Origin of the sequence: Pseudomonas tructae, assembly GCF_004214895.1 — a bacterium.
Lineage (GTDB): Bacteria > Pseudomonadota > Gammaproteobacteria > Pseudomonadales > Pseudomonadaceae > Aquipseudomonas > Aquipseudomonas tructae.
In genome coordinates, this window is sequence record NZ_CP035952.1 from 3,147,954 (window position 1) to 3,165,439 (window position 17,486).

18 protein-coding genes and 1 pseudogene are annotated in these 17,486 nt (G+C 63.7%); 3 read left to right on the forward strand and 16 right to left on the reverse strand.

What is annotated here, in order from left to right; all coding sequences use genetic code 11:
- Positions 1–147: 147 nt before the first annotated feature.
- Together EXN22_RS14220 and EXN22_RS14225 are read right to left on the reverse strand one after the other, a co-directional pair.
- Positions 148–1,029, reverse strand: a complete 882-nt coding sequence (locus EXN22_RS14220; protein WP_130264657.1) for a Dyp-type peroxidase — start codon at positions 1,027–1,029, stop codon at positions 148–150.
- Positions 1,030–1,103: 74 nt separating this feature from the next.
- Entirely contained in the window at positions 1,104–1,808 is a 705-nt protein-coding gene (locus EXN22_RS14225) for a hypothetical protein (protein ID WP_130264658.1), read from the reverse strand.
- A 158-nt stretch (positions 1,809–1,966) separates the two neighbouring features.
- Here EXN22_RS14225 and EXN22_RS14230 point away from each other — a divergent pair, with 158 nt between their 5' ends.
- Positions 1,967–2,863, forward strand: coding sequence for a bile acid:sodium symporter family protein (locus EXN22_RS14230; protein WP_130264659.1), 897 nt, complete (start codon positions 1,967–1,969; stop codon positions 2,861–2,863).
- On the opposite strand, the gene EXN22_RS14235 is transcribed toward EXN22_RS14230, so the two are convergent.
- The 5 genes and pseudogenes from EXN22_RS14235 to EXN22_RS14255 all read right to left on the reverse strand — a co-directional run.
- Positions 2,860–3,657, reverse strand: coding sequence for an AraC family transcriptional regulator (locus EXN22_RS14235; RefSeq protein WP_130264660.1), 798 nt, complete (start codon positions 3,655–3,657; stop codon positions 2,860–2,862). The two genes, EXN22_RS14230 and EXN22_RS14235, sit on opposite strands and share 4 nt — an antisense overlap.
- The gene (locus EXN22_RS14240; protein WP_130264661.1) at positions 3,658–4,575 is read right to left on the reverse strand and encodes a pyridoxal-phosphate dependent enzyme; all 918 of its coding nucleotides are present in this window, start codon (positions 4,573–4,575) and stop codon (positions 3,658–3,660) included.
- The gene (locus EXN22_RS14245) at positions 4,572–5,048 is read right to left on the reverse strand and encodes a RidA family protein (protein WP_130264662.1); all 477 of its coding nucleotides are present in this window, start codon (positions 5,046–5,048) and stop codon (positions 4,572–4,574) included. The genes EXN22_RS14240 and EXN22_RS14245 overlap by 4 nt, the downstream gene beginning before the upstream one ends.
- A gap of 139 nt (positions 5,049–5,187) precedes the next feature.
- Positions 5,188–5,661 (reverse strand): sterol desaturase family protein, encoded by a 474-nt coding sequence (locus EXN22_RS14250; RefSeq protein WP_130264663.1) that lies wholly within the window; start codon positions 5,659–5,661, stop codon positions 5,188–5,190.
- Positions 5,662–5,756: 95 nt separating this feature from the next.
- A pseudogene (locus tag EXN22_RS14255) lies at positions 5,757–5,849 on the reverse strand (biotin/lipoyl-binding protein); the annotation flags it as partial.
- 392 nt (positions 5,850–6,241) lie between these two features.
- Between EXN22_RS14255 and EXN22_RS14260 the strand changes: the two are divergent.
- Entirely contained in the window at positions 6,242–6,949 is a 708-nt protein-coding gene (locus EXN22_RS14260) for an MgtC/SapB family protein (protein ID WP_130264664.1), read from the forward strand.
- Here the strand turns inward: EXN22_RS14260 and EXN22_RS14265 are convergent.
- Entirely contained in the window at positions 6,946–7,161 is a 216-nt protein-coding gene (locus EXN22_RS14265) for a hypothetical protein (RefSeq protein ID WP_130264665.1), read from the reverse strand. The two genes, EXN22_RS14260 and EXN22_RS14265, sit on opposite strands and share 4 nt — an antisense overlap.
- Positions 7,162–7,352: 191 nt before the next feature.
- Between EXN22_RS14265 and EXN22_RS14270 the strand changes: the two genes are divergently transcribed.
- Positions 7,353–8,264 carry a LysR substrate-binding domain-containing protein gene (locus tag EXN22_RS14270; RefSeq protein ID WP_130264666.1) on the forward strand — a complete coding sequence of 304 codons (912 nt, stop codon included), beginning with the start codon at positions 7,353–7,355 and terminating at the stop codon, positions 8,262–8,264.
- Positions 8,265–8,339: 75 nt separating this feature from the next.
- Here EXN22_RS14270 and EXN22_RS14275 read toward each other — a convergent pair whose 3' ends face one another.
- From EXN22_RS14275 to EXN22_RS14310, 8 genes are all read right to left on the reverse strand, one after another.
- Positions 8,340–9,380, reverse strand: a complete 1,041-nt coding sequence (locus EXN22_RS14275) for an ABC transporter substrate-binding protein (RefSeq protein ID WP_130264667.1) — start codon at positions 9,378–9,380, stop codon at positions 8,340–8,342.
- Between the two features lie 54 nt (positions 9,381–9,434).
- Positions 9,435–10,817 carry an aspartate aminotransferase family protein gene (locus EXN22_RS14280; protein ID WP_130264668.1) on the reverse strand — a complete coding sequence of 461 codons (1,383 nt, stop codon included), beginning with the start codon at positions 10,815–10,817 and terminating at the stop codon, positions 9,435–9,437.
- A complete protein-coding gene (locus EXN22_RS14285; protein WP_130264669.1) occupies positions 10,814–12,253 on the reverse strand; it encodes an APC family permease in 1,440 nt (479 codons plus the stop codon). The genes EXN22_RS14280 and EXN22_RS14285 overlap by 4 nt, the downstream gene beginning before the upstream one ends.
- A gap of 70 nt (positions 12,254–12,323) precedes the next feature.
- Positions 12,324–13,817: an aldehyde dehydrogenase gene (locus EXN22_RS14290; RefSeq protein WP_130264670.1), complete on the reverse strand. Its 1,494-nt coding sequence runs from the start codon at positions 13,815–13,817 to the stop codon at positions 12,324–12,326.
- 16 nt (positions 13,818–13,833) lie between these two features.
- On the reverse strand, positions 13,834–14,997 hold the full coding sequence (gene argE, locus EXN22_RS14295) for an acetylornithine deacetylase (protein ID WP_130264671.1): 1,164 nt from the start codon (positions 14,995–14,997) through the stop codon (positions 13,834–13,836).
- A complete protein-coding gene (locus EXN22_RS14300) occupies positions 14,990–15,664 on the reverse strand; it encodes a DUF1028 domain-containing protein (protein ID WP_130264672.1) in 675 nt (224 codons plus the stop codon). The genes argE and EXN22_RS14300 overlap by 8 nt, the downstream gene beginning before the upstream one ends.
- Positions 15,665–15,674: 10 nt before the next feature.
- Positions 15,675–16,085 (reverse strand): RidA family protein, encoded by a 411-nt coding sequence (locus tag EXN22_RS14305; RefSeq protein ID WP_003201555.1) that lies wholly within the window; start codon positions 16,083–16,085, stop codon positions 15,675–15,677.
- A complete protein-coding gene (locus tag EXN22_RS14310; protein ID WP_130264673.1) occupies positions 16,085–17,389 on the reverse strand; it encodes a flavin-containing monooxygenase in 1,305 nt (434 codons plus the stop codon). Before EXN22_RS14310 ends, EXN22_RS14305 begins: the two co-directional genes overlap by 1 nt.
- Positions 17,390–17,486: the final 97 nt, after the last annotated feature.

Genomic DNA, 17,486 nt, shown 5'->3' on the forward strand with positions numbered 1-17,486 from the left:
GTCTCGAAGAAATGCGCGGGCAGTATCCCCGTCCGCGTAATGCGTCTGCGTAAAAAGTCCGTAAAATTTTCTTACATTTGTGCTGCCTTCGTCGCGGGGCAAGCCCGCTCCTACACTCTGTGGGAGCGGGCTTGCCCCGCGATTGATCTACCGTGCGAGCACCGCGCTCAGGTCAAGTCCGCCTGCACCCAGCGGCGGGCACCAGTAATAGCCACCGGTGAGCGGCCGGCTGAAGCGGTACAGGGCGTCGACCACGCCGTCTTCCAGGCCGCTCATGCGCCGCAGTTGCACTTCGAAGGCATCGAAGGCGTGACCGAAGGCAAGAAACGCCAGGCCCGCGCCGCGCTCATCGGCCCAGGGCATCGAGCGCCGGACAATAAACGCCTCGGGGTCGAAACTTTCCTGGGCGGTGCGTTTGACGTGGGCCGATTCTGGCGCGTCGTCGAGTTCTTCGTTGTCAGCCTTGCGGCGGCCGATGATGTCGTCCTGCTCGGCCTGCGGCAACGCCTTGAAGCACTCCAGGTCATGGCGCCACAGCTGGAAGGCGGCAAAGCTCGAGCCGTTCAGCCCCGGCACGTCGCTGGAGAGGATCGCAGCTTCGATGGCGGCGTCTGCCACCGGGTTCTCGGTGCCATCTTCGTAGCCGGTCAGGTCATGGCCGGTCTTGTGGCGGAAGGCGTCGGTGGCTTCGGCCAGGCTGAAGGCGGGCGCCAGAAGTTTTTCCAGGGTCTGGCTGAGCAGCCACAGGTCACCACGGTCTTCACCGCGCAGCCACAGCCACAGATCGTGCTGGGTGCAGGGGTTGTCGACGGCCGCGGTCAGTTGCGGAAACCCGCGCAGGCCGTCGACACTGCCCCCCAGGGCCGTCACCAGCGGCGCACCGAAGCCGGCCACCACAGCACTGCCATCAACCTGTTGCAGCAACGCATCGAGCACGACCGGCAGCGCGGCTGGCGAGTGCAAGGTGAAAAACAGGTGGCGGGCCTGGGCGGGAACGGGAGCTGCAAGAATGCCGGGCTGAAACTGCATCGGGAGTCGGGTCCTGGGGTAAAAGCCGGGATGCTACTGTTTGTCCCGTATAAACCGCAAGGTATGTAATGAAATCAACCCGGCCAGTAACAGACCAGCGCAGGCACGCCCAATACCGTCGCTGCCAATAGGCCAAAACGCTTCCAGCGTGCCCATGGCGCTTGCCAAACCCCCAGCGTTTGTAGCTCAGCTTTGAATTTCTCGGCCTTTTTATGATCATTGCTCAGTTGAGGTGTCAGTAGCACTGCCCAGATAAGCAAAGTCACCAGCATAGTGCCGAAGGACACCCCAAAAAAGCTTACCTTGAGCCAATCGACCACCAGTTTGCCTATATCGACCCAGAAATCGGTAAGCGCCATCGTCATCAACGTCAGAAGCACCAGCACCAGCGCGGCGTTCAGCGCCAGCCTGCGCGCGTTCATGCTCCTGACCCGGCCTGCACTGGAGGGTAGATAGCTGAGCCCTGTGACATGCAGCACATCATTGCCGACCTGCTGCGCGACAGTAAACTGCACGTCGCCTTTCTCACGCGTCCAGTACTGGCCTATCAGGTTCTTGAAAAAGAAAGGGAAGTTAAACGGGTGAAGGACGAACTCATCAACTGCCGCACCTGTAAACACGATAGCGCTAAGGGGTGTGCCTCCCCATGTAGTAATCCCACGATTCACACCCACGCTATACAGCCGGTGCTGAGTATTGACCTGAAACCGTCTGTTGTTGAACACCTGCAGCGGCTGGGACGAATAGTGGATAAGGCATTTCGGTTTTGTGCGTCGCACGGCGCAACTCCAGTACTGTGTCGAGTAATGGTAACTAGCCACTACCCAGGTGCAAAACCAAAATTGCCGCTGTCCAGGCTCAAATGCGCTGTGCTACCGACGCAGGACGCTATCCTCGCCTACACTGCCGATCATCCTTTTGGCATGAGCTGACCGATATGACCGCATCCCCATTACTCAGTGCTTTCCTGCCCATCGCCCTGGGTTTCATCATGCTCGGTCTGGGTCTTACCCTGACCCTGGCCGATTTCGCCCGGGTGGTGAAGTTCCCAAGGCCGGTGCTGATCGGCCTGGCCTGCCAGATTCTGCTACTGCCATTTATCTGCTTTCTGATCGCCAAGGGCTTTGGCCTGGCGCCTGCGCTGGCGGTGGGCCTGATGCTGCTGGCTGCTTCGCCCGGCGGCACCACGGCCAACCTGTTCAGCCACCTGGCCCATGGTGACGTGGCCCTGAACGTGACCCTGACAGCGGTCAACTCGCTGATTGCGATCCTGACCATGCCGCTGCTGGTCAACCTGTCGCTGGCGCACTTCATGGCTGCCGACCAGGCTATCCCGTTGCAGTTCGCCAAGGTCTTGCAGGTGTTTGCCATCGTGCTGCTGCCGGTGGCGCTGGGCATGTTGATTCGCTACCTGGCACCGGGGTTTGCCACGCGCATGGAGCGGCCGATGAAGATCATCGCGGCGCTGTTTCTGGTGTTCACCATCGTCCTGGCCATGGTCAAGGATTGGCAGACGGTCGTGGACTATGCCCCGGTGGTCGGCGGCGCGGCGCTATTGTTCAACCTGCTGAGCCTGGGCGTCGGCTACTGGCTGCCGCGGCTGTTGCGCATCCCCAAGCGTCAGGCGATTGCCATCGGCATGGAGATAGGCATTCACAACGGCACCTTGGCGATCGCCCTGGCCTTGAGCCCTACCCTGCTGAACAACTCGACCATGGCGATCCCGGCGGCGATCTACAGCCTGATCATGTTCTTCACGGCGGCGGGGTTTGGTTGGTGGGTAAGCCGTGACCGCGAACCTGTGGCCGTGAGCGTGGGCACGAGCAGCGACTAGCTTGAACGCGCCAGGCCGCGAGGTGGCGCACCGTAGGTGCGGCGAAACAGGCGGCTGAAATGGGCCTGGTCGTAAAAGCCCAGGTCCAGGGCTATCGTGCTCAACGGCTGCCCGGCCAGTACCCGTGGCAAAGCACGTTCCAGGCGCAATTGGGTCAGCCACTGTTGCGGCGGCAATCCGCACTGGTTGCGAAAGCGGCGCAGCAACTGCCAGGGGCTGAGGTCGACGAAAGCGGCCATCTCTTCCAGGCTTGGCGGCTGGTCCAGGCGCGACTCCAGCCATTCACGCAGCTGCCGCCAGCGTTGCGGGTCAAACCCCTGGCCGTGGTCGCTGACCGTCAGGGTCGAGCCGAGCCCGAACAGCAGCGCCAGGGTTTCCAATAGCTGGCTGTGGAATGCCAGCGGATCGCGTTGGCGATGCAGGCCATCCAGCTGCTGTTGCAACTGCGGATGACGCAGCTGTGCGGCATTGAGGTTAGGCAAGCCCTGGCGGCCGTCACTCAAATCGCGGCTGACTTCAGCCAGCCAGAGCGGGTCGAGGGTCAGGATGCGCATGCCGTATCCCTGCTCATCGGCGCTGGCACCGTCGTGTACCTGCTCCGGGGCCATCAGCAGGATGTCTCCGGGCCCTGCCAGTTGCCGCGTGCCGGCTGCGGCATAGCGCTGCTGACCGACGACCATCAGGCCGATGTGGTACTCCAGGTGAAAATGCCGGGGAAAGGCAAAGTGCTGGTAGCGGGCATCGATCAGGCGTACACCTGGATGCCCGGGGGCCTGATGGACGACGCTATCCAACTAGCAGGCCGCCCGCCATTGGCGGATCTGGTCGAGGGTCGCGGTTACGCCGCCACATACGATGACCAGCACCTTCTGGTACTGCTTGAGCGCTGCCGTCGGCGCATAAGCCAGGGCTAAGGCTGCACCGCAGGCAGGCTCGACCAGGATACGCTGGTCCAGCAGGAACTGCTCGCAAGCATCCAGCGCCGCCTGATCACTGACCACATGGCTGTACACCGGCCTTGCCTGGCTCCACTGGAAAGCCCGTTGGCAGACTTGTTTGGCCGCAAGCGAGGTGGCCACGGTGTTGACCGTTTCCAGTGCGATCAGTTGCCGTTGCGCCATGGCCGCGGCCAGCGATGCGGCGCCGGCGGTCTCCACGGCAAATACGGGCACCTGGCCCCAGCCGTTGCGCGCCAGCCCCTCGCAGACACCAGACAGCAAACCACCGCCGCCCACCGCGACCACCACCGCATCCGGGCTGAAACCCTTGGCGGCGACTTCATCGATCATGCTGGCATGGCCCTGCCACAGCAGCGGGTCGTCGAAGGGATGGATATAGGCGTCATCCTCGCCCAGCATCGACAGCGCCAGGGCATTGGCTTCATGCCAGGCCTTGCCGTGCACGATCACCTCGGCGTGCTCCTGGCGGATCAGTTGTTTGGCCCGTTCGGTGGTTGTCTCTGGCACCACCACCGTCACCGCCAGGCCCAGGCAGCGCCCGGCATAGGCTACGGCAATACCGGCATTACCGCCCGAAGACGAGATGAACCGGCGCTTGCCCTGCTGGGCATAGGCCTGGCAGGCGGCGCCAATACCGCGCAACTTGAACGAACCGCTGGGCTGCAGCGCATCGAGCTTGAGCCAGATGTCCAGGCCACTGGCCAGGCTCAACGGGCGCGAGGCCAGCAGCGGGGTTTCGATGTGCAGGCTCATGAGGTTTCTCCACTGGTCAATTCAACGATCAGTTCTATTTCGACACAGGCACCCCGCGGGATCTGGCTGGCACCGAAGGCGCTGCGCGCATGCTTGCCGCGCTCACCGAAGACCTCTTCGAGCAACTGCGAGCAGCCATTGGCGACCAGGTGCTGTTCGGTGTACTCACTGCTGCTGTTGACCAGGCACAGCAGCTTGACCACTTTATGGATGCGGTTCAAGTCGCCAGTGGCGGCGAGTAAGGTGGCGAGCAAGTCGAGGCCGACACTGCGCGCGGCGCTTTGCCCGGTGGCGGTGTCCAGTTCGCGGCCGAGCTGGCCGACCCAGGGGGCGCCTTCGTGCTTGGCGATATGCCCGGAAATGAACAACAGGTTGCCGCTCTGCACCCACGGCAGATAGGCGGCAGCCGGTGGGCTGGGTGGCGTGAGGGTGATGCCCAGTTGTTCGAGACGCTGATGAGGGGATACGGACATGGCAGGTGGCCTTGAGGTGATAACCACGTCAGCCTAATGCCAGAGGGATGCTGGAATCTTGTATGAAATTGCGCGCAGGGCCTAGGCACTCCCGTGTGGGAGCGGGCTTGCCCCGCGATGGGCGTGGGTATCGACACATTTAGCCGCGATTACGATTGCTTCGCACCCGCAGTTGCTGCTTCAACCTGCGCAGCGGCGGCGCATACAAAAAGCCGAACGACACATTGTTGTCCCGGCCCTTGATCGCGTGGTGAAGCCTATGGGCCTGGTACAGGCGCTTGAGGTAGCGGTTGCGCGGTCGTGGCCGCAGCGGCCAGTGGCGATGGACGATGCCGTCATGGACGATCACATAGATCACCCCGAACGCCGCCACCCCTGCCCCCACCCACTGCAACGGCGCATGCCCGGCGCGGCCCAGCACCACCAGGGCGAAGGCGATCAGGGCCAGGGCCAGCAGGTAGACGTCGTTGGTTTCCAGCGCGCCAAGCTGCGGCTCATGGTGTGAACGGTGCAGGAACCAGCCCCAGCCGTGCATGATGTAGCGATGCGCGAGGTAGCCGACGCCCTCCATGCCGATCAGGGTACAGAGAAATACCACAAGGTTGAGGATCATGCGTTCGAGCTTCGCGTGGGGTGGCAGAATCGCTGCAAAGCCTACCACCTCGACCCTATTCGCGCACCGTCACCGTGGCCGTGGTACCGGCACGCAGCCAGGGCATAACGCTCGGGGTCGATCTCCAGCAGCAGCTCGCCCTTGTCCACGTGCTGGTTGTCCGTCACCTTGAGGCTGACAATGCGCCCGCGGTAAAGCCGCTGAGCACGAAAGCATATCCGCAGCGGATGCAACAATTGTCATGTTTTTACCCTTGACCCTGCGCTGATCGAGGGTTAGTTTCTCGCCCGCATTTTTGCATGCCTACACAGGAGTCCTGCATTGGACAGTAGCTCTGGTCGATTGCGACAGGTCCACACGGCGCGCTAGTTCAGCAGGTTCCCCTGCCACTGGCTCGCCGAACCCGGCGGTCAGTGGCGATTGGCATCCCTTGCGGATGACCATTCTTCATTTCCCCTCCCGCACACCTTGCACCTTCAACGGTGTTCAAGGCCCGTGGCCCTGCGCATTCTCTTTGTTCATGTACATCGCCCCATGGGCGATGACAACGCGGCGCGTTGCCGTGGAGTCGAGGTTTGCTATGGATTGGAAAGTATTTCTGCTGCGCGTCACTGTCGCGCTGGTACTTGGGGCGCTGATCGGCGCCGAACGTCAATTGCGTCAGCGCCTGACCGGCCTGCGCACCAATGCCCTGGTCAGCACCGGCGCCTGCCTGTTTGTGCTGATGACCCAGGCGGTACCGGGCATGGCCGCCACCGATGCCTCGCGAATTGCCGCCTATGTGGTCTCGGGCATCGGTTTTCTGGGTGGTGGCGTGATCATGCGTGACGGCCTCAACGTGCGCGGCCTGAACACCGCCGCCACCCTCTGGTGCACCGCCGCCATTGGCGTGCTGTGCAGCCTCGGGCTATTGCTGGAAGCGGCCCTGGGCAGTTGCGTGGTGCTGTGCGCCAACATTCTGCTGCGCGACATTGCCCAGCGTCTGAATCATCAGGACGTGCTGCCGGCCAATGAGGCCGAGCAGCGCTTCGAGGTGCGTATCACCTGCCGCGCCGAGGACGAGATCCAGGTGCGCAGCCTGATGCTGCACAGCTTCGGCAACGGCGGCCTGCGCCTGCAGTCGCTGCACAGTGAAGACCTGGCCAACCCGGCCAAGCTTGAGGTGCGCGCCGAGCTGCTGGGCAGCCCCGATGCGCCCACCCAGCTCGAACGCCTGGTCAGCCGGGTGAGCCTGGAGAAAGGCGTCAGCTCCGTGCGCTGGCAAGTGCAGGAGCTGAGCGCCGATTAGCGCCGCTCGTCCGACAATGGGGTCGGTTGGTCGGGTTCGGGCAGACGGTCGTCCAGTTGCGGGTCATCGGGCACTCGCTCGATGTCCTGGGGGCGCTCGCTGCGCTGTGGCTCGTTGGGCACATTCGGGTCGCTGACCGGGTCGTGCTCACGCTGTGGATTGTTCAGGGGATCTTTCCAGAGGGGATCATCTTCGGGACGTGGCTGGTTCATGATTACTACCTCGCAAGGGCGGTGCAAAAAACGCCCGCCGTACAGATTCGAGGCTTGGCCCTTGTCGGCAGTGCCGCCCAGGCGATCAACGGCAAGCCCGGGAAAATATACTCAGTGGCAAGCAAAATCCGCTGCAGCACCTCGCTGCGCAAGGGGTATCGTGTAGCAAAATAATCAGCCAGAGGTGCACTGTGGCGTCCTATACCTTGCGGCAACTGAAGTACTTCGTCACCACCGTTGAGTGCGGCAGCGTCGCCGAGGCGTCGCGCAAGCTGTACATCGCTCAGCCGTCGATTTCCACCGCGATCAAGGGCCTGGAAGACAGTTTCGGCGTACAGCTGTTCATCCGCCATCACGCCCAGGGCGTGTCGCTGACACCCGGTGGCGCACGCTTCTACCGCAAGGCCCAGGAGCTGCTGCGCATGGCCCGCGAGTTCGAGCAGAACGCCCTGGCCGACAACGACGTGGTCTGTGGCCAGATCGACATCGGCTGTTTCGAGACCGTTGCCCCACTCTACTTGCCGCGCCTGATCGCAGGCTTTCGCCAACGCTTCCCCGGGGTGGAGATCCGCCTGCAGGACGGTGAGCAGCAAGAACTGGTGCAGGGCCTGACCGGTGGGCGTTTCGACCTGGCGATCTTCTATGAGCACGATCTGGACAGCACCATCGAAACCGAAGCCTTGACCGCACCGCAGCGCCCCTATGCGTTGCTACCTGCCGGTCATCGCTTTGCCGGGCAGGCCCAGGTGTCGATTCGCGACCTGGCCCTGGAACCGATGATCCTGCTGGATGTGCAGCCGAGCCGGACCTATTTCGTGAGCATTTTCGAGGAGTTGCACCTGAGCCCGAACATCGTCTTCAGCTCGCCATCGATCGAGATGGTGCGCGGCATGGTGGGCCAGGGCTTTGGCTTTGCCCTGCTGGTGACTAAGCCCCATGGCAATTACAGCTATGACGGCCAGGAAGTGGTGTGCGTGGAGATTGCCGAGGACGTTACCGGTTCTGCACTGGTGGCTGGCTGGCTCAAGCGTGCGCAACTGACCAAACCTGCGCAGTTGTTTGTCGATTACTGCAAGGAGCAGTTTGCTGCCTGGTTGGCCTGAATCGCATCGCGGGGCAAGCCCGCTCCCACAGGCTTTGCATTGCCTCTATGGGAGCGGGCTTGCCCCGCGATGAGTTCAACGCGCAGCCCAGGCGTTAAAGCGCTGCTCCAGCTCCTCGCCATGGTCCACCCAGAACCCGGCATCCACCGCCCGGGCGCCGGCCAGGTTGCTTTGCGCCGTCGGCAATTGTTGCTGAACCGCGCTGGGCAACAGTTTCAACGCCTCGCGGTGCACCGGCCCGTAAGGGATCTGTTCGGAGAACACCTTCTGGGTCTGCGGCTGGCTGGCAAAGGCGATGAAGTCCTCGGCCAAGGCCTTGTTCGGTGTGCCCTTGACCACCGCCCAGTATTCCGGGTCGTACAGGCTTTGCGGCCAGACGATGCTCAGCTTCATACCCTCCTTCTGCGCCGAGGCGATCCGGCCGTTGTAGGCCGCGCTCATGACCACGTCACCGGCAACCAGCCACTGCGCCGGTTGCGCGCCGGCTTCCCACCACTGGATGTTGCCCTTGATCTGGTCCAGCTTGGCAAAGGCGCGGGTTACCCCTTCAGGTGTGCCAAGCACGTCATACAGCTGATCGGGCTTGACCCCGTCGGCCAGCAAGGCAATTTCCAGGGTGTATTTGGCACCCTTGCGCAAGCCACGCTTGCCGGGAAAGTCGGCGACGTTCCAGAAGTCCGCCCAGGAGTTCGGCGCTTTGGCCAGCTTGCCCTGGTCATAGGCCATGACCATCGACCAGACATAGGTGGCCACCCCGCATTCACTCAAGGTGCCCGGCACGAACTGCGCCGGGTCGCCGAAGCGTGCCGGGTCCAGCCGTTCGAACAGGCCTTCGTCACAGCCGCGCAGCAATTCCGGGCTTTCGACTTCGACCACGTCCCAACTGGTATGGCCGACGTCGACCATGGCCTTTATTTTCGACAGCTCACCGTTGTACTCGCCGGCAACCACGCGTCCTGCGCCGCTGGCATTGAAGGGTTGGAAGTAGGCCTTGTCCTGGGCCTGCTTGGTGGCACCGCCAAAGGAGATGACGGTGAGGTTCTGCGGCGCAGCCGATACGGCGCTGCACAGCACAACCAAGGCAAAGGGAACACAGCAACGCAAGGATCTGGACATGAAGCGGTTCCTCTAATAGGCCGGCACGCCCGCGCGCGCCGGCCGCTTGTGGGCTTACAGGCGACCGAATTCGCGGGCGGTACGGTCTACGGCGGTACGGGTCTTGTCGACCAGTTCATCGATGTCGGCGTGGCTGGCCACCAGGGCCGGGGCCATGATCATCCGGCCCAGGGTCGAGCGAATGATCAGGCCTTCTTCAAATCCAATGGTGCGGCAACGCCAGGCCATGTCGTTCTCGTTGGCAAAGCGCTTGCGGCTGGCCTTGTCTTCGGCGAACTGCAAGGCGGCAACCAGGCCTGTGCCCTGCACCTCACCGATCAACGGGTGGTTGCCGAACACCTCGCGCAGGCAGCGCTGCAGGTAGGGGCCGGTCTCGTGCTTGACCCGGCTGACGATGCCTTCGTCGCGCAGGGCCTTGAGGTTGGCAATCGCCACCGCCGCCGCCATCGGGTGGCCAGAATAGGTCAGGCCATGGGCGAACACTCCGCCCTGCTCCACCAGCACCTGGGCCATGCGCTTGGACAGGATCAGGCCGCCCATGGGGATGTAGCCGCTGGTCAGGCCCTTGGCGATCGACAGGGTGTCGGGTTCGAAACCGAAGTGCTGGTGGGCGAACCATTCGCCGGTGCGGCCAAAGCCACCAATCACTTCATCGGCGCACAGCAGCACATCATATTGACGGCAGATGCGCTGGATTTGCGGCCAGTAGCTTTCTGGCGGGAAGATCATGCCGCCGGCGCCCTGGAAGGGTTCGGCGACAAAGGCGGCGACGTTCTCGGCGCCCAGCTCAAGGATTTTCTCTTCCAGCTGGCGCGCCGCGCGCAGGCCGAACTCGGCCGGGGTCAGGTTGCCTTCGTGGGCGAACCAGTACGGCTCGTCGATGTGCGCAACGTCCGGGATCACCCCGCCCATGTCGTGCATGAACTTCATCCCGCCCAGCGCCGTGGCACCCAGGGTCGAGCCGTGGTAGCCGTTCCAGCGCCCGATCATGATCTTCTTCTGCGGCTTGCCGAGGATCTGCCAGTAGCGGCGCACGGTGCGGATCAGCACCTCGTTGGCTTCAGAGCCCGAATTGGTGTAGATCGCGTGGCTGTAGTGCGCCGGCAGCAGGCTGAACAGCAACTCCGACAGCTCGACCACCGCCGGGTGGGTGGTGTGGAAGAACATGTTGTAGTACGGCAGTTGCTCAAGCTGCTGGCTGGCGGCCGCAGCCAGGTCCTTGCGGCCATAGCCCAGGTTGGTGCACCACAGCCCCGACATACCGTCCAGGTAGCGCTTGCCGTCGTTGTCCCACAGGGCCAGGCCTTCGCCACGCACGATCACCCGCGGGCCTTCGGCGTTCAGTGCTTTCTGGTCAAGGAAGGCATGAATGTGGTGCGCAGCATCCGCTGCCTGGTAGTCGCCGGTGCTACGGACAGGTTTCTCTTGAGCGGTCATTGCGAGTCTCCTTGCGGTTTTTTATCGTGTTGAGTGCCCAGCACGCTTGCCAGCGGCTCGGGCTTGAACAGCGGCTTGCCCATCACGCCCTTGATCCACAGCACGGCAATGATCGAGACGATCAGCAGCACCAGGCCTGCGTAGGCAAAAATCGAAACGGTCATGTCGGGGCTGGGCGAGACGTTCCAGATCGCAAACAGCATGCCGGCGATGCCGAACAGCTGCGGCAACGGGTAGAACGGTGTGCGGAACGGCCGCGCCACTTGCGGGTAACGCCGGCGCAGGGCAATGACGTTGACGTGGGTGATGATGTAGGCGAGCAACCAGGCCAGGGCCGCCGACAGCAACAGCTGGTTGATCGCGTCGGCATGGTCGTGCATCAGCAGCAATGGCAGGCCGGTAACGGCGGCGATGAACAGCACCGCCACCCAGGGCGCGCCGCTGCGCTTGCCCTGGCGTTTGAACACGCCGAACGCCTGGCCGTTGCGAGCCATGCCAAACAGCATGCGCGGGATCGCCGCCAGTGAGCTGTTGAGGGTGCTGCAGGTGGCGGTGATCGCCGCGGTGACCAGAAACACCTTGCCGGCCTCGCCGAACACCGTGGTGGCGAACAGGTAATGCGGCAGGCCGTTACTGGCCAGTTCCGCCTGGGGCACGGTGAGCAAGGCACCCAGAGCGTACAGGCTGATGATCACGAAGATGATGGTCAGGCCGAGCATCATCGAGCCCGGGATGTTGCGCTCCGGACGGCGAGTTTCCTCTACCAGCGGGCAGACGAACTCGGCGCCGACAAAGCCCCACACCGCCATTGCCGTCAGGGCGATCACGCCCAGGCCCATCGGGTTCCAGTGGGCGCTGTCGAACAGCGTCGGGTTGGGCGCGACGATGTCGCTGTTCATCGCACTCAAGCCCATCACCAGCAAGACCACGGTCATCACCACTGCCAGCACGGTTTGCAAGCGGGCGAAGATGTCGATGTTGAACAGGTTGAGCACGGTGAACAGCGCCAGCACCCCCAGGGCCACGGACAAGGGTGGCATGCTGTGCGGGTAGACCTTGTCGATGATGAACTCCATCAGCAACAGCTCGGCCGACAGCGCGAACATCGCCACCACGATGTAGCCGGAGAAGGTCGCCAAGATCGCCGGGAACTGGCCGATGGCAACTTCGGTGTAGCTGCTCAGGCTACCGGCCCGGGGGATCATCAGTGCCAGTTCCGAGAACGAACAGGCATAACTCAGGGCCAGCAGGTAGGCCAGGCCCAGCGGCACGATGAAGCCCAGGCCGGCAATGCCGACACCCTGCAGCATCAGCACCATCACGCCCTGGGACACCACCAGGCCGATGGCCACGGCCAACAGTGCGGTGAGGCCGAGTTTCTTGCGACTTGCAGGTGGCGCCAGGGCGCCGGTTTGCACGCTTGCATTGCTGTTCATCGGTTGCTCCGAATTGTTGTTATTGGAATGCCGGCCTCATCGCGGGGCACGCCCGCTCCCACAGGGGCCCTCAGCCACGCAACTGAATCCAGGTCGTCTTCAACTGCGTGTACTTGTCGAACGAATGCAGCGACAGGTCGCGGCCAAAGCCGGACTGCTTGCCGCCACCAAAGGGCACGGTGACATCCAGGGCATCGACGGTATTGACCGACACCGTTCCGGCATTCAGGCGTCGCGCGACACGGTGGGCGCGGTTGAGGTCGTCGGTCCACAGCGACGCTGCCAGGCCGTAGATGTGATCGTTGGCCATGGCCACCGCCTGGTCTTCGTCATCGAACACACTGACCGCCAGCACCGGGCCGAACACTTCCTCACGGGCCAGGGTCATGGCGGCGGTGACACCCGTGAAAATCGTCGGTTCGATGAAGTTGCTCGAACCGTTGAACGTCAGCTGCCGTCCGCCACACACCCGTTGCGCGCCCTCGGCCTGGGCCTGCTCGATGTAGGCCATGATCCGCTGCGTCTGGCGGCTGTCGACAATGGCTCCGGCCCGGCTCGCCGGGTCCAGCGGATTGCCCGGCTGCCACTGGCGCGCCTTGTCGATCAGGCGCTCGATGAACGCATCGACAATCGAACGCTGCACCAGCAGCCGCGAGTTGGCCGAGCAGACTTCGCCCTGGTTGAAGAAGATCCCGAACGCGGCCTTCTCGGCTGCCAGGTCCAGGTCCTGGCAGTCGGCGAACACCAGGTTCGGGCTCTTGCCACCGCATTCGAGCCACACCTGCTTGAGGTTCGATTGCGCGGCGTACTGCATAAAATACTTGCCGACCTCGGTAGAGCCGGTGAACGCCAGGGCATCGACGTCCATGTGCAGGCCCAGGGCGCGACCGGCCTCCTCGCCCAGCCCCGGCACGACGTTGAGCACGCCCTTGGGAACTCCTGCTTCGATGGCCAGTTCTGCCAGGCGCAACGCCGAAAACGGCGACTGTTCGGCGGGCTTGAGCACCACGCTGTTACCGGCGGCCAAAGCCGGGGCCAGCTTCCAGGCGGCCATGTCCAGCGGGAAGTTCCACGGCACCACCGCAGCAATCACGCCCAGCGGCACGCGGGTGATGGTTGCCAGAACATTGCTGGCAGTCGGCGCCACCTGGTCATAGAGTTTGTCGAGGCTTTCGCCGTACCAGGCGAACACCTGGGCTGCGCCCGGCACGTCGATGTTCCAGGCATCCATCACCGGCTTGCCCATGCTCAGGGTATCGAGCAAGGCCAGCTCGTCACGGTGCTCGAGCATCAACTGCGCCAGACGCAGCAGCACGGTTTTACGCGCGCCGGGCGCCATCTTCGCCCAGGGGCCTTGTTCAAAAGCGTGGCGAGCGCTGCGCACCGCCTGGTCAACGTCGCTTTGGCCACAGGCGGCGACCTTGGCCAGCAACGTGCCGGTGGCCGGGTTGATCACCTCGAACCGCGCGCCGCTGGCGGCCTGACAGGCTTGGCCTTGGATAAATGCGCTGTCGATCAGGCGCAGCTGTTGCGCCAGGTTGCTCCACTCGTTGAAATCTTTCACTGCAGACTCCTTGTTGTTATTCGTGGGTGCACAGGTACTCGGCCAGGCGGTCCATCAGCCGGTCACAGGCCGCCATCTGCTCGACGCTGACAAATTCATCCGGCTTGTGGCCCTGGTCCATGCTGCCCGGCCCGCACACCACCGTCGGGATCCCGGCCTGGTCGAACAAGCCGCCTTCGGTGCCAAAGGCCACGGTGCTGAAGGCATCGCTGCCGCACAGTTGCGCGACCAGTTTTGCTGCGGCGCTTTCAGGTGCTGTGGCCAGGCCCGGGTAGGCTGAAATCGGTTCGAAGCGAATCGCTGTGTCGGCCTTTACCGCTTGCATGGCCGGCAGCAACGTTTGCTGCGCATAGGTATGCAGTTCGTCCACCACCGCCTGCGGCTCGAAGGCCGGCAAGGCGCGTACTTCAAAGTCGAAACGGCAAGCGGCCGGGACGATGTTCAGCGCCGTACCGCCATCAATCACGCCGACCTGCACGGTGGAGAACGCCGGGTCAAAGCGCGCATCCTGATGCTCCGGCGCGGCCAAACGCTGACCGATCTCGCCCAGGCGGCCGATCAGCCGCGCCGCCTGCTCGATGGCGTTGACGCCATAGGGCGCATAGGCCGAATGGCACGGCGCACCCTGTACGTGGCAACGCATCGCCAGTTTGCCCTTGTGGCCAAGCACCGGTTTGAGCTCGGTGGGCTCGCCAATCAGACACAGTGCCGGCTGTGGGATGCGCTGGGGCAGCACCTCCAGCAGGCTGCGCACGCCCAGGCAGCCGACTTCCTCGTCATAAGAGAACGCCAGGTGCACCGGCCGGCGCAGGGGGCTTGCGACAAACAGCGGTACCGCCGCCAGCACCGAGGCCAGGTAGCCTTTCATGTCGGCAGCGCCGCGGCCGTACAGCCTGCCGTCGCGCTCGGTGAGGCTGAACGGCTCCAGTGTCCACGGCTGACCGTCCACCGGCACCACATCGGTGTGGCCCGACAACACCACCCCGCCCGCCACCGCCGGGCCAATGCTGGCCAGCAGGTTGGCCTTGCTGCGCTCTGCGTTGTAGATCAGCGCGCAGCTCACCCCCAGGCCGTGCAGGTAGTCGCGGACGAACTCGATCAAGGCCAGGTTCGAATCGCGACTGACCGTGGCAAAGCCGATCAGCTTGGCCAGTAACGCCCGGCTGCGCAGTTCACTCATCGCCCGGCACTCCGTAGCTGGGCGCAAGCGTCGGGTTGAGGGCGCGGGTCAGGTAGTCCTGCAACTGCGGCTGGTAAGCGCTCCAGAGTTTGCTCAGCTCGCCGATGGGGTTCTCCTCGGCCCAGTCCACACGCAGGTCAACGATCGGCCAGACCAGTTCGCCGACCACCGACAGTGCTGCCGAGTGCACCGCCCCGGCTTCGCCGCCAGCGTCCTGGCCGGCCTGCAAGGCGCTTAACAAACGTGCGGCCAGGCAGCCTTCACTGTTCTGGAAGGCCTCGACCATGCGCTCGATCACCGCGCTGTTGGCCAACAGGTTGCCCGCTGCCACGCATTGTTCACCGGCTACCGCGTTGTGGATGCCCAGCGCGTGATTACCGCTGAACAGCGCCGTGCGCCCTTGGGCATCGATGACAGCCACCTGGCGATACTGGCTGTAGCCGTTGCGCGTCAGGGCGCGGTCCAACGCCTGGTGCGGTGCCAGGCCCTGCTCCAGACCGTCGAGAATCTGCGGGCCAAGGGCCGGCAAGGTGATGTTCTGGCTCGACACCGCGCCCACGCCGGTGCGCAGCCACGGGCAGCGCGCGCCGACGGCAATGCTCGAGGAGCTGATGGCAATGCCCAACTGGCCGGTTTCGGCGCAGCGGCCAACGATGGAAAAGGTCATGGCAGGCTCCTTATTCGGGGATGACCGCGATCACGTCGATTTCCATCAGCCACTGTGGCTGGCCGAGGGCGCTGACCACCAGGCCCGTGGAGATCGGGAACACGCCTTTGAGCCACTTGCCGACTTCCTGGTAGACCGGCTCGCGGTAGCGCGGGTCGATCAGGTAGGTGGTGGTCTTGACGATATGGCTGAGGTCGCTGCCGGCCTCTTCCAGCAGTTGCTTGACGTTGCGCATGGCTTGTTCGGCCTGGGCCCTTGGATCACCGAGACCAACCAGCTGGCCGTTGAAGTCGGTGCCCACCTGCCCCCTGACGTACACGGTGTTGCCGGCACGTACCGCCTGGCACAAATCGTTGTCCAGGGTCTGGTTGGGGTAGGTGTCTTTGGTGTTGAACATGCGGATACGGGTATGAGTAGGCATCAACGGGCTCCCATGAGGCTGACAGGTTGGCGTTCGGCTTGGCGCTGCGACGCGTCGCGGTAATCGAAGTAGCTGCGCTGTTTGACGATGTGTTCGGCGATGTGCCGGGCGTCGTGCCACACGCCCCAGATAAAGGCCGAGCCGCGCCGCGACAACCAGGGCAGGCCAACGAAGTAGATGCCCGGCTCGCTGGACACGCCGCGCTGGTGGCGGGGCTTGCCGTTATCCTTGAAGGCGTCGACCTGCAGCCAGCTGTAGTCCACCGAGTAGCCGGTGGCCCAGATGATGGTGCTGACGCCGGCCTTGGCCAGGTCGAGTTCGAGAATCGGCTGGCTCAGGCACGGCGGGTCGGGCAGCATCACCCGTGCTTCGGGTTCTTGCGGCAAGTCCAGGCCGTTACGGGCGATGTAGGCGTCGGCGGCGTCGAGCAACGCCAGGTAGTTTTCGTCACCGCGGGCGATGTTCTCGGCCAGGTTGGCCTCGAAACGCACCACCCCGTTGTCAAAGCTCTTGGTCAGGCCGACCAGGGTCATGCCCTGCTGCGCCAGCTTGCGAAAATCTACGGTATGGCCACCGCGGGCGCCGCTGACGGCAATGGTCACGTGCTCCTTGCCCGGCTGCATGGCCTCGGCGTCCCACTCGCCGAGCACTCCCAGCCACCAGCAAAAGTCGCGGTTGCGGTAGGCCCGCGGCGGGCGGTCGTGGGCACCGACCGAGAGGTACACCTGCTTGCCGGCGCGCTGCAGTTCATCGGCGATCTGCACACCGGAGGAGCCGGCGCCGACCACCAGCACCGCGCCTTCGGGCAGTTGCTGCGGGTTGCGGTAAGCGGCGGAGTGCATCTGCAGCACGCGCGGATCTTGCGGGGCAATCGGCGGAATCACCGGGCGCTGGAACGGGCCGGTGGCGACCACCACCTGGCGAGCCTCGATTACACCGTCGCTGGTGTGCACGGTGAAGCCCGGGCGATCACTGTTGCGCAGCACCTGGGTGACTTCGACGCCGGTGCGGATCGGCGCATTGAACTTGCGGGCATAGGCTTCGAAGTAGTCGGCCACCTGCTCCTTGGCGGCGAAGGCGTCCGGGTCCAGGCCTTCGAACTCCAGGCCCGGGAAGCGGTCGTGCCAGGCCGGGCCGTTGGCCACCAGCGAATCCCAGCGGCCAGTGCGCCAGGCTTCGGCAATACGGTTGCGCTCCAGCACCAGGTGCGGCACGCCCAGGCGGCTCAGGTGCTCACTCATGGCTACACCGGCTTGGCCGGCGCCCACTACCAGCGTATCGATCTTGGTTTTATTGATTGTCATGTCTGCGCCCTACTGAGTTGTCCCACGCAGGTGGCCGTGGGAGGGAGTAGGTCGCATTCTGGGAGCAGGCGGGAAAACGCGAAATTATGATTTTTGT